This window comes from Mycolicibacterium chitae (assembly GCF_900637205.1).
GTDB classification, from domain to species: Bacteria; Actinomycetota; Actinomycetes; order Mycobacteriales; family Mycobacteriaceae; genus Mycobacterium; species Mycobacterium chitae.
In genome coordinates, this window is the sequence record NZ_LR134355.1 from 2,486,962 (window position 1) to 2,501,915 (window position 14,954).

The window sequence follows — 14,954 nt, forward strand, 5'->3', positions numbered from 1 at the left end:
TCATACCGGCCAACGCTCCAGCCGGTGAGCGGCGTCGAAGAACATCCACTCGTAGCGTGACGTCGTCGTGAAATGCGCTCGCGCCGCGGCCTCGTCGGCCGCGGTCAGTGTCGGGCCGAGCCGGTCGGTGAGGTCGAGCACCTCGGCGACGGTGGCGGCGAATTCGTCGCCACCGTAGCTGTTGATCCACAGTTGATAGCGCGGGTCGGGCGAGCCGCGCCGCAGCAGTTCGCTACCCACCCGCGCGTAGATCCAGTAGCAGGGCAGCACGGCGGCCAGGCCGTCGGCGAAACCGCCGCCGTAGGCCGTGGCGAGCAGATAGCTGGTGTAGGCCTGGGTGGTGGGCGCGACCGCGACGGCCTCGATATCGGCGGCGCTGATACCCAATTGGGGCAACAACGTGTTGTGCAGTTCCAGTTCGACGTCGAACACCTCGGCCGCGTGCCGGGCGAACATCGCGGAGTCCGCCGGTCGCGGGGCCTTCGCCGACACGATCGACAAGGCGCGCGAATAGTCCCGCAAGTAGAGCACGTCCTGAGCCACGTAGTGCGCGAACACATCCGACGGCAGTGTCCCGTCGGTCAGTCCGGTGACGAACGGATGCTCGAGGATCGCGGCGAACTGACCGGCCTCGATCTCGGCCCACAGTCGGGCGGACCAGGATCCGGGCTCTCGGTATTCGTGTGGTCGCTGATTCGTCATGCCTCGGAACGTACCCGGACCGAGGTGCCCGTCGGCGCGCCCACCGCGCGGCAGGACCCGCAGCGTCGGAGCGTCGCTACCCTGGAGCGAATGGACCCACGGGACTTACGCGTAGGGGATGCCGATCGCGAACACGTTGCCGGACTCCTGCAGCGTGCGGTGGGCGAGGGCATGCTCACGCTCGACGAATTCAGCGAACGGATGGACACCGCGATGGCGGCCCGGACCCGAGGTGAACTCGGCGCGGTCGTGGCCGATCTGCCCGGCATGCAACTGTCGGGCGCGCCGGTGCCCCTGGCGTCGGGCGCGGGTCTGGCGCCGCTGCCCCTGCACGCCACCATGTCGACGATCCGACGCGCGGGCGACTGGCAGGCCCCCGAGCTGATCACCGTCAAGAGTCGGCTGTCCGATGTGCATCTCGATTTCACCCAGGCGGACATCCGCACCCCGGTCGTCACCATCGAAATCGACGACATCTGCGGCAGCATCGACATCACGGTGCCCGAGGACTTCACCGCCGACGTCAACGGGCTGCGGTGCTCGGCCAGCACCGCAAACTCGAAGATCCGCCCGGGCCCGCCCGCCGGCCGCGTGCACCTGGTGGTGCGCGGCAAGCTGTGGTTCAGCTCGCTGACGGTCAAGCACCCGCTGGGCACCCGGGTGCGCAACTGGCTGGGCCGCTGACGGATTCACGCCGGGTGGTGCTCCAGCACCCACGAGCGCAACGACTTTCGGTCCAGCTTCCCGCTGGCCAGGGTGGGGATCTGGTCGGCGCTGACGACGATCCAGCGGGTGGGCACCTTGTAGCTGGACAGCTGCTCGCGGGCACGCCGCTCGAGTGCCGACACGTCGATCTCGGTCGCGGCGGGGACCAGCACCGCACACACCTGCTCGCCGCGCTCCGGGTGCTCGACGCCGACGACGACACACTGGGCCACGTCGTCGAACCCGCCGAGCACGGCCTCCACCTCCAGCGGCGACACGTTGGCCCCGGCCGACTTGATCAGTTCGCTGCTGCGACCCACGTAGAACAGCCGGGGATCGCCCTCGCGGCGATAGACCCGGTCGCCGGTGTGATACCAGCCGTCGGCGTCGAAGGTCTCCCAGCGCTCCCGCTTGTTGTAGCCGGCCATCACGCCGATCCCGCGCACCAGCAGTTCCCCGACCTCGCCGGCGCGCACCGGGTTTCCGTGCTCGTCGACGATCTTCATCTCGGTGTGCACGAAGCCGCCGGCGGTCTCCGACATGGTGCGGTGGACCGGGAACCCGTCGGGGACATCGGTCATCGCGATGTCGACCGGCCCGTCGCGCAGCATCGGGGCGCTGCTCAGGTCGCGGTCGGCGAAACTCGGGTGGTCGCGCAGTTTCTGGGTGAACGCCGGCCAGCCCACGATGCCGGTGGCGCGCTCCCGTTCGATGAGATCCAGCGCGGTGCCGGGGTCGAGGCGGTCCAGCACCAGCAGCGCCAGCGAATCGTGCAGGGCGCCCATGGCGGCCAGCACCCCGCCGATCCAGAAGAACGGCATGGCGCACAGGATGCGCGGTGATGTCGGCTGCCCGGTGACCGCGTGGATGGCGGCCGGCCAGGTCGAGGTCTGCCGCACCAGCGTCCCGTGGGTGTGGACCACGCCCTTGGGGTCGGCCGTGGAGCCGGAGGTGTGCACCATGATCGCCGGATCAGCGGGGGAGACCTCGCGCTGCACCGCCGCCAGGATGTCTTGGGACACCGCGTCTTCCGGGCGCACCGGGGTGGCCCAACGCCGATCGTGCTCGCCGGTGAGTACGACGGAACGCAGATACGGGGCCGCCGACAGGGCCAGCCGCGGCGAGGTGGCGTCGGCGAGCCCGGGCAGCGCGGCCTCGAGCTTGTCGGCCACCTCGTGGGTCAGCACCCGCGCCGGGGCCACGAGGGTCGCGATGTCGGCCAGGCGGAGCACCTTGGCGATCTCGGCCGGGGTGTACAGCGTGCTCAGCGGGACCACCAGCGCCCCGATCCGGGAGGCCGCCAGCCACCAGGTGATCCAGTCGATGCCGTTGGGGAAGAACAACCCGACCCGGGTGCCCTTACCGACGCCGTGGCCCAGCAGCCACCGCGCCGCCTCGCCGGAGCGCGTGTCGGCCGCGCGGTAGTCGAGCCGGTCCTGCGGGGTGACCACGTACGCGTCGGTGCCGAAATCGCGCGCCGCGCGGTGCAGCAGCGTCGGGATGGTCAGCGGTTGTTCGGTCCGCGGTTGTTCGGTCACGGCGCCACTCACCGGCCCCGCCACTGCGGTGGACGCTTCTCCCGCCACGCCGTGATGCCCTCGCCTACGTCCTCGGTGGCGCCGGCCACCTTGCGCATCACCTCGCCGAAGCGCACCGACTCGATCCAGCCCATGTCGGCGGTGCGCCAGGCGACCTCCTTGGTGGCTCGCTGGGCCAGCGGCGCGGCCTCGGTGAGAGTCTGCGCCCAGGCGCGCGCCTCGGCCTGCAGATCCGCGGGCTCGACCAGCCGCCAGACAAGGCCCATCTCGTAGGCCCGCTCGGCGCTGATCGGCTTGCCGGTGAGCAACAGTTCCATGGCGTTGGCCCAGCCGACGCGCTGCGGCAGCCGGATCGCTCCGACGATGGTCGGCACGCCGATCGAGACCTCCGGGAAGCAGAAGCTGGCCTCGGTGGAGGCGATGACGAAGTCGCAGAACAGCACCCCGGTCAGCCCGTAGCCGATGCACGGGCCGTGCACCGCGGCGATGGTGGGCTTGAACAGTTCCATGCCCGATTCGAAGCTGTTGATGGTCGGCTTCTCCCAGAAGGTGCCGCCGAAGGTGCCCACCGAACCCGCGCCGTCCTTGAGGTCCCCGCCGGCGCAGTAGACGTCGCCGTTGGCGGTCAGGATCCCCACCCAGGCGTCCTCGTCGTCGCGGAACCGGTCCCAGGCCGCGTTCAGATCCTGGCGCAGCGCACCGTTGATCGCGTTGCGCGCCTCGGGGCGGTCCAGAGTGATCGTTGCGACGTGGCCGTCGAGCTGATAGGTCACAAGGGGCATTGCGTCACCCTAGTTTTCCGTGTCGGCCGCGGTGGCACCGAGCGGGCTTACCGGCTTCCACGCGGGCCTACTACCCTCTAGGGGCGAGGCATTCGGTCACGGGGTCGGCCGTGACAACTCACCGAGAGGGACGGATGGACGCAGAAGCGGATCCGCCGGGGGACGAGGCACCGGTCAGCACCGAGAACACCGAACCGCTGCCGGTCGTCCCGGGCAGCTGGGCCGCCGTGCAGCGGGACTGGGAGGCGGCGACTGGGCCGCAGCCGGCGCCACCGCACACGCCGCTGCCGCCGACAGCGCCGCCCCCGACCGCGCTGCCCCCGACCGCCTTGCCGCCCTTCGACTTTTCCGCGGTGGAGATGGGCCGCGTCCCCGCGCGCCGCAAGCGCGCCCTGGTGGTGGCGGGCGCGGCCGCGGCGGCCCTGGTCGCGCTCGGCGTGGTGGGCTTCGCCGTGGTCCGCTCCGGCGAGGACACCTCGGCGGGCACCGACACCGCGGCGGAGGCGGATTTCGCGGGTCACTCCGAGGCCGAGGAACGGCTACTGGCGCGCCTGCCGGGCGGCTACCCGGATTCGGCGTGCCAGGTGGTGGAGCCGCCGCAAGGAACTGCGGCGCAGGTGAGCTGCGAGGCCACCGACGAACCCCAGGCGCCCGCGGCCACCTACACGCTGGTGGCCGACGAGGACGCGCTGACGGCCGCGTTCGACAAGATGACCAAGCGCAGCTCGGTCGTGGTGTGCCCCGGCCGGATCCAGTCGCCCGGGCCGTGGCGCCGCAACGCCACACCGGATGTGGTGAGCGGCATCGTGGTGTGCGCCGCCGACAGGGAGGCCACCACGGTCGGCTGGACCGATGAGGCCAGCCTGCTGCTCAGCGAGATCCGGTCCGAGCCCGGCTCCCGGAACCTCGAGCAGCTGTTCGCGTGGTGGTCCTCGCACTCCTGACGGCGCGTTGATCAGCGGGGACAGCGCGCCCCGAGCGCCTACGCGGTGGGAGCCGGCGTGACCGGGGTCGTCGGCGTGGCGGCCGGGCCGTGCGGGGTGCCCTCGACGGCATCGGCGGTCGCGGCCGGTTCCTGAGCCGGCAGCGGGGTGCCCTGGCTGCCGGCGGCCGGTTCGGCGGCCGGGCCGTGCGGGGCGCCCTCGGGCGCCGGGGTGGCCGGGGTTGCCTCCGGCGCCGCGGGTGTGGCCTCGGCGACGGCGGCGTCCTCGGGCAGCGGGGTGCCCTGGCGGCCGGTGGCGGCGGGGTCGGTCACGGCCTCGGGCGCATCCTCGGTCACGGCTTCGGGAACCTCGTCGGTCACGGCTTCCGGCGCATCCTCGGTGACGGCCTCCGGCGCGTCGTCCGTGGCGGCCGGGGCCTCGGCGGGGCTGGCCGGCGCGGCCGGAGCCGACGCGCTGCCCGCACCGGTGCCGGTCGCGGCCGGTTCGGCGGCGGGCTGCACCCAGGTCAGCAGGTCCTGCGTGCCGTCGTTGTAGACCACGGTGTCCGGCGCGGGGCCGGTGACGTCGAAGTACACCTTGCCGGTGGCCTTCTGGCCCTGCGCGAGACCGGCCGGGCTGATGCCCTGCGGGCTGGCGATCTGGAACAGCACCCGGTAGGTCTCGCCGCTCTCGCTGCGGGCATTGAGGTTCGAGACGATCGGCTGCACGTTGCCCTGGATGGCCTCGTTGGTGGCGGTGGCCTCCCACAGGGTGCCTCGGACGGGGTAGGAGACGGGGTCCGAGCTCTGCTTCAGATCGCTGATCGTCCAGCCCTGGACGACGTTGCCTTCGTTGAGTTCGGCCTGTTCGCCGAGGTCGGCGGTTTCGGCACCGGCCAGCGGCGCACCGAACAGGCCGGTGGCGGCGAACAGGGCCGCCGAGGTGGCGGTGATGGCGATTTTGCTGGTCTTCACAGTGACACTCCTGTGCGTCGGGTCGTGTTTCCTGGACAGCGGGACGTTCGTTAGTGAAATTAGCAGGTCAGCAATTCCGACGCCGGGGCTCCCGGCGAGGTCGCCAGCTGCGGGGACCCGAAAAAGAGACGACCATCCGGCCGATTCGGGCAGAACCGGCCGGATGGTCGGGTGCGGTAGGAGCAGCGCCGAACTACGCCGACAACCGGGTGGGCGCGGCGCCCACCAGGCGTTCCTCGGACTCGCCCCGGGGGAATTCCCGGACCGTCGAGGCGGCGGCGGACTTGTCGTCCGACTCGTCGTCCGAGGCCTGGCCACGGTAGGCGACCAGGTATTTGTCGATCGCGTCCTGCCGGAGCGGCTCGGACCAGATGCTGATGTTGCGCGTCGGGTCGCCACCCTCACGCGCCTTCCTCAGCTTGCGCGCCCCGAGCCGGAAGCCGAAGACGGCCAGCGCCATCGCGGCCACCAGACCCACGCCACCGATCAGCGCCGCGGTGCCGCTCTGCAGCGCCAGGCCGGCCACGAAGACGCCCAGCATGACGAATGAAATCAGCAAGAAGACATATCCCACATACGGATGGGAGATCCGGCGTTTGTTGGTGCTCATTGTGTCCTCCCTCTCTTTTGGTTGGCGTCGGAACGGCCGGGCCGGCAGTTCGACGATCGCCACGTGCTAATCACTACGAGTTCTAATCACTACGATACGCGTAGCGTAGCTCTATGTCATGTAACACTCCACCGGTCGCGGATATTCCCGACGCCGCCGAGGACCGCAACGAGAAGGAGGGCAGGGATGGCACAGCGACGGCCCGTCGAGGACGGCATCGCCGAATCGACCCTGTATCTGCTGCGTGCCGGCGGTCCGCGCGCGGTCACCGTGGAGGCGGTCGCGGCGCATTCGGGCATCGCGAAGACCACGATCTACCGACGCCACCGGGACCGACGGGAGATGTTGGCGGCCGCCATGTCGCGGCTGGCGGCGTTGGCCCCGATCGACCTGGCCGCCGACGCACCCGAACGGCTGCGCTGGTTCATCCGGCACGCCGTCGAAGCGGTCGACGGCGGGATCGGCTTCGGCGGCTTCGCCTCGCTGCTGACCGGCGAGGACCCGGAGTTCTCCGCGCTGTTCCGGCAGGTGCTCGTCGACCAACGCGCCAAGCTGGCCACGGTCATCGACGCCAGCAAGGCCGACGGCTCGATGCGGGCCGACATCGACACCGAGACCCTGATCGACGCCGTGGTCGGCGCCCACATCGCCGAACGAGCGCGCACCGGCGGCCTGGTCGACGACTGGCAGGAACGCCTGTTCGACCTGTTCTGGCCCGCGGTGCGCATCTGAGCTCTCCTAGACTGGCCCCGTGACCTGCGATGCCCACCACCCGCCGAGTCGCACCGGCCTGATCCAGATCGAGGAGTGCCTGGACGGCAACGGCAACATCCGGCTCCCGCCCGGCACCACGCTGATCGCGCTGATCGACCGCAACATCGCCAATGTCGGCGACACCGTCGCCTATCGCTACCTCGACCACACCGGACCCGCGGGCACCCGCACCGTCGAACTGACGTGGTCGCAACTCGGGCGTCGACTGCGTGCCGTGGCCGCCGCCATCCAGCGGGTCGCCGCGCGCGGCGACCGGGTCGCGGTGCTCGCTCCTCAGGGCCTGGATTACGTGGTGGGCTTCTTCGCCGCGATCAAGGCCGGCACCATCGCGGTCCCGCTGTTCGCCCCGGAGCTGCCCGGCCACGCCGAACGGCTCGAGACCGCGCTCGGTGACGCCGAACCCGCCGTCGTCCTGACCACCGCCGCCGCGCTGGGCACCGTGCGGCAATTCCTGAACGCGCAGAACCACTTTCGGCGGCCGGAACTCGTCGTGATCGACGAGGTGCCCGACGCCGACGGGGACGCCTTCGCCGAGGTCGAACTCGACGTCGAGGACGTCTCCCACCTGCAGTACACCTCGGGTGCCACCCGTCCCCCGGTGGGTGTCGAGATCACCCACCGCGCCGTCGGCACCAACCTGGTGCAAATGATCCTGTCGATCGACATGCTGGACCGAAACACCCACGGCGTCAGCTGGTTACCGCTGTACCACGACATGGGGCTCTCGATGATCGGCTTCCCGGCGGTCTATGGTGGACATTCCACGCTGATGTCGCCGACGGCGTTCGTCCGCCGGCCCGAACGCTGGATCGAGGCGTTGTCGGACGGCTCCCGCGAGGGCCGGGTGGTGACCGCCGCCCCCAACTTCGCCTACGAGTGGACCGCGCAGCGCGGCGTCCCGGCCGCCGGCGCGGACATCGATCTGCGCAACGTCGTGCTGATCATCGGTTCCGAACCGGTGAGCATGGCCGCGATCAACGGGTTCAACGACGCCTTCGCCCCGTTCGGGTTGCCGCCCACCGCCATCAAACCGTCCTACGGGATCGCCGAGGCAACCTTGTTCGTGGCCACCATCGCGCCGATGGCCGAGGCGTCGCTGGTGTACCTGGACCGGGCGGCGTTGGGCGCCGGACGGGCGGTGCCCGTCCCGGCGGACACCCCGGCGGCGGTGCCGCAGGTGGCCTGCGGACAGGTGGCGCGCAGTCAGTGGGCCGTGGTCGTCGACCCGGCCACCGGCACGGAGCTGCCCGACGGCCACATCGGTGAAATCTGGCTGCAGGGCAACAACATCGGGCGCGGCTACTGGCGCCGGCCGGCGGACACCGAACGGACCTTTCGCGCCCGGCTGCGCGACACCCGCGGCGCGGCCGGTCACACCGCCGGCGCCGATCTCGACGGCCACTGGCTGCAGACCGGCGACCTGGGCTTCCACCTCGACGGCGACCTGTTCGTCACCGGCCGCACCGCCGACCTGATCAGCGTGGGCGGGCACCAGCACTATCCGCACGACATCGAGGCCACCGTCGCCGACGCCGCGGCGCTGGTGCGCCGCGGCTACGTCGCGGCGTTCGCGGACCCCGACGAGAAGCTGGTGATCGTCGCCGAACGCGCGGCCGGTACCGCGCGCCAGGATCCACAGCCGGCGCTGGCCGCCATCGAGGTCGAGGTGCTGCGCCGGCACGGGCTGCCGGTCGCCGACGTCGTGCTGCTGCCTGCCGGCGCCATCCCGCGGACCACCAGCGGCAAGCTGGCCCGCCGGGCCTGCCGCGAGCAGTACCTGCGCGGCACCCTGGGCGCGCACTGAGAACATCATCGCGGAACACCATCGCGCGAATCGGGTTTGGCAGACTGGTCCCCATGACCGATCTTGAAAAGTCCGAATCCATCTCCATCGCGGCGAGCCCCGAGCAGGTCTACGCGGTGGTCTCCGATGTCACCAGGACCGGCGAGTGGAGCCCGATCTGCAAGAGCTGCTGGTGGGACGAGGGGGCCGGGCCGCAGGTCGGGGCCTGGTTCACCGGCCGCAACGAGACCCCCGAGCAGACCTGGGAGACCCGCAGCCAGGTCGTCGCCGCCACCGCGGGCCGCGAATTCGCCTGGGAGGTCAACAACGGCTGGGTGTACTGGGGATACACCCTCGAGCCCGAGGGCGGCGGCACCCGGCTCACCGAATCGTGGAAGTTCCTGCCCGCCGGCATCTCCGGATTCCACGAGATCTTCGGCGAGCAAGCCGAGGCCGAGATCGAGAAGCGGCGCCTGGCGGCCGAGTCCGGGATCCCCGCGACGCTGGCCGCGATCAAGGCGATCGTCGAGAAGGGCTGACCCCACCCCGCGGACACCGGGTCCGGCATCGTCCGTTCATGTCGATGTTGGTCGGACGAAACTCGGGAGTGTTTGGCTGACGGTCGCTAACGCGGCACCGGCATCCATCCGAGGAGATCACCCATGTCCAAGCTTTTCCTTTCCCGTCTCGGCGCACCGGCCGCGCTGCTCGCGACCGCCGCGCTGGTGCTGGCCGGGTGCGGCGAGAGCGCCGATACCGCCCGGAACGGGCAGGACGGGACGGAAGCGGCGGCCGACGGTGACACGCTGGTGCTCGCCGCGGTCCCCTCGGAGGAGTCCACCGCGCTGCGCAGCCAGTTCGACGGCCTCATCGCGCTGATCGAGGCCGAGACCGGCAAAACCGTTGAGTTCCAACAGGCCACCGACTACGCCGCGGTCATCGAGGGCCAGCGCGCGAACAAGATCGACCTGGCGATGTACGGGCCGTTCTCCTACGTGATCGGCCGCGACGGGGGCATTCCGCTGGAGCCGCTCGGCGCGCTGGTCGACGAGGAGGGCGAAGAGCCCGGCTACTACTCGATCGGCTGGGTGCGCGCCGACTCCGACATCACCGACATCGCCGGCTTCGCCGACAAGACCGTGTGCTTCGTCGACGTCGCCTCCACCTCGGGTTACCTGTACCCGTCGGCCGGGTTGCTCGAGGCCGGCATCGACCCCAAGACCGGGGTCACCCCGGTGATGGCCGGCGGGCACGACGCCTCGATGCTGTCGGTGGCCAGCGGCCAGTGCGACGCCGGGTTCGCCTACGAGGAGTCGCTGCGCATGCTCGTCGACAGCGGCCAGTTGCAGCCCGAGGACGTCAAGGAGGTCTGGCGTTCGGAAATGATCGCGGGGTCGCCGATCGCGATGAACACCGAGACCGTCGACGCCGAAACACAGGAAACACTGAAGCGAATCTTCGTCGACAGCGCCAATATTCCGGCCCTCGTCGAGGCCGGGCACTGCGCCGACGCCGAATCCTGCGGGCTGCCCGAGGACACCCAGTGGGGATTCGCGCCGGTCACCGATGCCACCTACGACGGTGTCCGGCAGGTCTGTGAGGTCACCAAGGCGGACGCCTGCAACACCTGATTCGTCCGCCGCGAAGAAACGAGACCCACCATGACGACCACCGATCACCCGATCGAATTCCACAACGTCACCAAGCGTTTCAGCCCGACGGTGCTGGGGCTCGACGACGTGAGCGCGCGGTTCCCGGCCAACCGGGTCACCGTCCTGCTCGGCTTGTCCGGTTCGGGCAAGTCCACCCTGCTGCGGCACATCAACGGGCTGCAACAACCCAGCGAGGGCACCATCACCATGCTCGGTGAACGGATCGAATCCGCCGGTGACGCGCGGCTTCGGCAGTTGCGCCGACGCATCGGCTTCATCTTCCAGAACTTCAACCTGGTGGGCCCGATGTCGGTGCTGGAGAACGTCTGCACGGGCAAGCTGGGCTCGTTGCGTGGCCCACGGCTGAGCCTGATGAGCTATCCCAAGTCGGTGCGTCAGGACGCGCTCGAGCAACTCGCCCGGGTCGGGCTGGCCGATCGGGCTTTTCAGCGCGCCGACACGCTCTCCGGCGGTCAACAGCAGCGGGTCGCGATCGCCCGCGCACTGATCCAGCGTCCGCAGATCCTGCTCGCCGACGAGCCGGTGGCCTCCCTGGACCCGGTGTCGGCCGCGCAGGTGATCGAGCTGATCACCCGAATCAGCCGCGAGGAGAACCTCACGGTGATCTGCAGCCTGCATCAGGTGGAGATGGCGTTGAGTTTCTCCGACCGCATCCTCGGCCTGCGCAGCGGCCGGGTGGTGCTCGACCGTGCCACCGCCACCATCGCCCGCGACGAGGCGCTGCAGATCTACGACAAGGTCGCCGCCGTGCCGGAGCACCTCGAGGACCAGGCGCTGGCCGGCGTCGGCTGAACCAGTGATCACCATTTCCGCACTGCCGCAACGCGATGGCGAGTCCCACTTCGCGGTGCCGCGCCGGCCCGGACCGTCGCCGAACACCATCGCGGTCACGCTGGTGCTGCTGGGGCTGCTCGCCGCCGCGGTCTGGTCCACGATCGACCTGGGCATCAACGTCGCCAGCCTCATCGACAGCATCGACAACGCGATGGCGTTCACGGCCCGGATGTTCCCGCTGGACTTCCCGCCGCTTCGTGAGCTGACCGGTCTGATCCTCGAGACGCTGGCCATCGTCATCCTGGCCACCGTGCTGGCGGTGCTGATCTCGCTGCCGATCGCGCTGGCCGCGGCGTGGAACACCACGTCCGGCAACGTTTCCCGCGGCACCGCGCGGGTGGTCATCGTGCTGGCCCGCGCCATTCCCGACCTGATCCTGGCGGTGTTCTTCTTCCGCGTGTTCGGTCTGGGCGCCCTGCCCGGCATCCTGGCCATGGGCCTGCACTCGGTGGGCATGATCGGCAAGCTCTACGCCGACGCGATCGAGAGCCTGGACAACGGCCCGCAGGAGGCCATCCGGGCCGCCGGGGGAGGGCGGTGGCAACAGATCATCGGCGGGATCCTGCCGCCGTTGCTGCCGCAATTGATCGCCACCGCGCTGCACCGCTTCGACATCAACCTGCGGACCTCGATCATCCTCGGCTACGTCGGCGTCGGCGGTCTGGGTCTGGCCATCTCGGATGCGTTGCGGTCGTTGAACTATCAGCGCGGCATGGCGCTGGCGCTGATCGTGCTGCTGCTGTGCATCGGCACCGAGTTGATCTCCGGCGCCGTGCGGACGGCGATCATGTCGGGGGGCACCGGTTCCGCGGCCGCCGGCGGCCCGGTCACCTGGGCCGACAAGGTCTCCCGGAACTGGGTGTCGCGGGGGCCGGGCGCGCCGCCGGCCGTTCGCGACATACCGCCGTGGACCGTCGACCGGATACGTCGATTCCTGAGCATCGCGGCGGTGGCCGTCATCATCGCACTGTCCATCGCGGGTGCGGAGTTCTCCTGGCAGTCCTTCACTTTCGGTCTGGAGAACCTGCCCAACACGCTGTCGCTGTTCTTCCCGCCCGGGGACGGCGGCATCCTCCCCGAACTGCTCGCGCAGATGCTGGTCACGGTCCAGATCGCGTTGGCCGCCACGCTGCTGGGCACCATCGTCGCCATCCCCATCGGAATCCTGGCCGCCCGCAACGTGATTGCGCACCGCGGTATCCACACCTTCTTCCGGGTGCTCATCGTGTGCGTGCGCGGCATCCCCGAACTGATCGTCGCGATCATCTTCGTGGTCATCACCGGCCTGGGCGGAGTCGCCGGCACCTTGGCGCTGGCGCTGGGCGCGGTGGGGTTGCTCAGCAAGCTCATCGCCGACTCCCTGGAGGAAACCGACACGGGTCCGCAGGACGCGATCCGCACCAACGGCGGCACCGCCGCGCAGGTGTTCTTCGCCGCCACCGTCCGCCAGGCCGCGCCGGCCTTCGTCGCGCACATCATGTACCTGCTCGACACCAATATCCGGGCCGCGACGCTGCTGGGCATCGTCGGCGCCGGCGGGATCGGCTTCTACCTGTTGAACGCCTCGCGGGTCATGCAGTTCGATGTCGTCACGACCATCGTGCTGATCATCCTGGTCGTGGTGCTGGCCGTCGAGGCGCTGTCGATCTGGGTCCGCCGCGCCGTCCGCTGAGCCGGCTCAGAGCGCGTCGAAGGTCTGCGCCGCCAGCCCGAACGACAACGTCATGCCCAGCCCGGTGGTCACGGTCACCGAACTGACTGTTGCGTCGTGGGTTTCGCGCAGGATGTCTGTGCGGGCGCTGGAAGCGTAGACGCCCTGCCAGCGCTGCAGCACCTGCAGGCCCGGCACCCCGAGGATGTGGGCGGCCCCGGCGAGGAGTCGTTCGGTCACCGACTCGTCGTCGAAGGGCGTCGCGGTGAGACCGTAATGGTGGGAGTCGCCGACCAGCACCGTGCCGTCGGGACGACGGGCGAACATCAGATTCGCGGCGATCTCCATCAACTCGGGATGGTCGCGGTCGAGTTCGGCACGCACCAGCGCCGCCGACGGCAGCCCCGCCATCCCGCCGTAGCGCAGCATCGAGGTGCCGGTGAGCACGGCACCGTCGTGCTGGTAGTCGGCCGGCGCGGCGACCAGGGCCATCTGCAGCCGGCAGCGAATGACCTCGTGCTCCTCGGCGGTGACCGGGTACAGCCGGTCCAGGTCGTGACCGACGCAGACCAGGATCCGGCGCCCCCGCACCGGACCGCGCCCGGTGTAGACGACGCCGTCGGCGCAGCCAAGTGCGGCGGTGCGCCAATGGAACACGACGCCGGGTTGTTCGGCGAGCCACCGCGCGATCGCGATCACGGTGGAGCGCGGGTCCACCCGGAAGTCCGCGGGGAACACCGCGCCGGCGACGATGTCCGGGTCCGGTGACCGGTCCGCCCCGCCCAGTCGGGCCCGGGTCTGCTCGGCGGAGAGCAGTCGCACGGCCTCGGCGCCGCGCTCCTCGCGGAACTCTTCGAGCACGGCGGCCTCGGCCCCGTTGCGGGCCAGCATCAGCGCCCCCGATTCCGGGGCCCAGAACCCGCACCGAGCCGCGGCGCGCATCCATCCGCGCCGGGAAACCTGCGCCAGCGCAAGCAGTTCGGGCCCCTGCGCGGTGATGCAGGCGTGGCCGAAGTTGCGCACCGAGGCCCCCACGGGTTCGGCGTCGCGCTCGACGATGTGGACCGACAGGCCGCGGTGCACCGCCTCGACGGCATGGGACAGCCCGACGATCCCGGCCCCGACGACAACGACATCCGCAACGGAATCCACCATGGCTCTCATCCTGAGCGGCCGGCATTTTCGTCGCGCGGTCGGGAGGCAACTGTTCACCGCGCGTTCGGGTGCCGGTCAATTCGTCGGCGGTTGAGCATCGCGTGGGGTTCCTAGGCTGCCCGGTGTTATCCCCTCGACATTAGGACGTCAGATGATCGACCTTGCGGTCTTCGATATTGCCGGCACCACCCTGGATGAGGGGCATCAGGTGTATCGGGTGCTGCGGCAGTGCGTCGAGGACCGCGGCGCGACGATCACCGACGCGCAGTTCCGCAACTGGATGGGCACCGAAAAGCGCTCGGCCATCACCAATCTGCTCACCCTCGGCGGCGTCGAGGCCGACACCGGCACCGTCGACGAGGCCTACGGCTGGTTCGTCGACGCCCTGGCCCGGGCCTATCGGGAGCAACCGCCGAGCCCCTTTCCCGGGGTCGCCGAGGTCATCGCCGATCTGCGCGGCCGCGGCGTGAAAGTCGGGTTGAGCACCGGCTTCTCGACCGACGTCGCCGAGTCGCTGCTGACCGGCATCGGCTGGACCGTCGGCGGGGCCGATGCCACCCTCGACGCGCTGGTCTGTGCGGATCAGGTGGCCCAGGGCCGCCCGGCGCCGTACATGATCCACGAGGCCATGCAGCGCACCGGCGTGCTGGACGTGCACCGCGTGCTCGCGGCCGGCGACACGATCGTCGACCTGCAGGCCGCGCATCACGCCGGGGTCATCGGGGTCGGCGTGCTGACCGGATCGGTACCCGCGGAGATCCTCAAGGAGCAACCGCACGCCCACGTGCTTTCCTCGCTCGCGGACCTGCCCACCATCCCGGAATACGCGACGCTGGGCTGACGAGGTTGA

Annotated in this window: 15 protein-coding genes; 9 read left to right on the plus strand and 6 right to left on the minus strand. The window is 70.2% G+C overall.

Features of this window, described 5'->3' with window-relative positions:
- Positions 1 to 702 (minus strand): thiaminase II, encoded by a 702-nt coding sequence (tenA, locus tag EL338_RS11665; protein WP_126333896.1) that lies wholly within the window; start codon positions 700 to 702, stop codon positions 1 to 3.
- A 90-nt stretch (positions 703 to 792) separates the two neighbouring features.
- Between tenA and EL338_RS11670 the strand changes: the two genes are divergently transcribed.
- A complete protein-coding gene (locus EL338_RS11670; RefSeq protein ID WP_126333897.1) occupies positions 793 to 1,386 on the plus strand; it encodes a DUF1707 SHOCT-like domain-containing protein in 594 nt (197 codons plus the stop codon).
- A 5-nt stretch (positions 1,387 to 1,391) separates the two neighbouring features.
- On the opposite strand, the gene EL338_RS11675 is transcribed toward EL338_RS11670, so the two are convergent.
- Both EL338_RS11675 and EL338_RS11680 read right to left on the minus strand, forming a co-directional pair.
- Complete coding sequence (locus tag EL338_RS11675) at positions 1,392 to 2,945, minus strand: class I adenylate-forming enzyme family protein (RefSeq protein ID WP_179967195.1); 1,554 nt, start codon at positions 2,943 to 2,945, stop codon at positions 1,392 to 1,394.
- Between the two features lie 8 nt (positions 2,946 to 2,953).
- A complete protein-coding gene (locus EL338_RS11680; protein ID WP_126333899.1) occupies positions 2,954 to 3,727 on the minus strand; it encodes an enoyl-CoA hydratase/isomerase family protein in 774 nt (257 codons plus the stop codon).
- Between the two features lie 134 nt (positions 3,728 to 3,861).
- On the opposite strand from EL338_RS11680, the gene EL338_RS11685 reads away from it, so the two are divergent.
- Positions 3,862 to 4,671 (plus strand): hypothetical protein, encoded by an 810-nt coding sequence (locus EL338_RS11685; protein ID WP_126333900.1) that lies wholly within the window; start codon positions 3,862 to 3,864, stop codon positions 4,669 to 4,671.
- A 38-nt stretch (positions 4,672 to 4,709) separates the two neighbouring features.
- Here the strand turns inward: EL338_RS11685 and EL338_RS11690 are convergent, their stop codons facing one another.
- Both EL338_RS11690 and EL338_RS11695 read right to left on the minus strand, forming a co-directional pair.
- Positions 4,710 to 5,624, minus strand: coding sequence for an MPT63 family protein (locus EL338_RS11690; protein ID WP_126333901.1), 915 nt, complete (start codon positions 5,622 to 5,624; stop codon positions 4,710 to 4,712).
- Between the two features lie 193 nt (positions 5,625 to 5,817).
- Positions 5,818 to 6,234 (minus strand): hypothetical protein, encoded by a 417-nt coding sequence (locus EL338_RS11695; protein ID WP_126333902.1) that lies wholly within the window; start codon positions 6,232 to 6,234, stop codon positions 5,818 to 5,820.
- A 186-nt stretch (positions 6,235 to 6,420) separates the two neighbouring features.
- Between EL338_RS11695 and EL338_RS11700 the strand changes: the two genes are divergently transcribed.
- The 6 genes from EL338_RS11700 (at position 6,421) to phnE (ending at position 12,970) form a co-directional block, all read left to right on the plus strand.
- Complete coding sequence (locus tag EL338_RS11700) at positions 6,421 to 6,966, plus strand: TetR/AcrR family transcriptional regulator (protein ID WP_126333903.1); 546 nt, start codon at positions 6,421 to 6,423, stop codon at positions 6,964 to 6,966.
- Between the two features lie 19 nt (positions 6,967 to 6,985).
- Positions 6,986 to 8,812 (plus strand): fatty acyl-AMP ligase, encoded by a 1,827-nt coding sequence (locus EL338_RS11705; RefSeq protein WP_235666447.1) that lies wholly within the window; start codon positions 6,986 to 6,988, stop codon positions 8,810 to 8,812.
- Between the two features lie 53 nt (positions 8,813 to 8,865).
- Positions 8,866 to 9,330, plus strand: a complete 465-nt coding sequence (locus EL338_RS11710; RefSeq protein ID WP_126333904.1) for an SRPBCC family protein — start codon at positions 8,866 to 8,868, stop codon at positions 9,328 to 9,330.
- Positions 9,331 to 9,453: 123 nt separating this feature from the next.
- Positions 9,454 to 10,422, plus strand: a complete 969-nt coding sequence (locus EL338_RS11715; RefSeq protein ID WP_126333905.1) for a phosphate/phosphite/phosphonate ABC transporter substrate-binding protein — start codon at positions 9,454 to 9,456, stop codon at positions 10,420 to 10,422.
- A 30-nt stretch (positions 10,423 to 10,452) separates the two neighbouring features.
- On the plus strand, positions 10,453 to 11,256 hold the full coding sequence (phnC, locus tag EL338_RS11720) for a phosphonate ABC transporter ATP-binding protein (protein WP_126333906.1): 804 nt from the start codon (positions 10,453 to 10,455) through the stop codon (positions 11,254 to 11,256).
- A gap of 4 nt (positions 11,257 to 11,260) precedes the next feature.
- Positions 11,261 to 12,970, plus strand: a complete 1,710-nt coding sequence (gene phnE, locus EL338_RS11725) for a phosphonate ABC transporter, permease protein PhnE (protein WP_435404968.1) — start codon at positions 11,261 to 11,263, stop codon at positions 12,968 to 12,970.
- 6 nt (positions 12,971 to 12,976) lie between these two features.
- Here the strand turns inward: phnE and EL338_RS11730 are convergent, their stop codons facing one another.
- On the minus strand, positions 12,977 to 14,104 hold the full coding sequence (locus EL338_RS11730; RefSeq protein WP_126333907.1) for a TIGR03364 family FAD-dependent oxidoreductase: 1,128 nt from the start codon (positions 14,102 to 14,104) through the stop codon (positions 12,977 to 12,979).
- 151 nt (positions 14,105 to 14,255) lie between these two features.
- Here EL338_RS11730 and EL338_RS11735 point away from each other — a divergent pair, with 151 nt between their 5' ends.
- Entirely contained in the window at positions 14,256 to 14,945 is a 690-nt protein-coding gene (locus EL338_RS11735) for a phosphonatase-like hydrolase (protein ID WP_126333908.1), read from the plus strand.
- Positions 14,946 to 14,954: the final 9 nt, after the last annotated feature.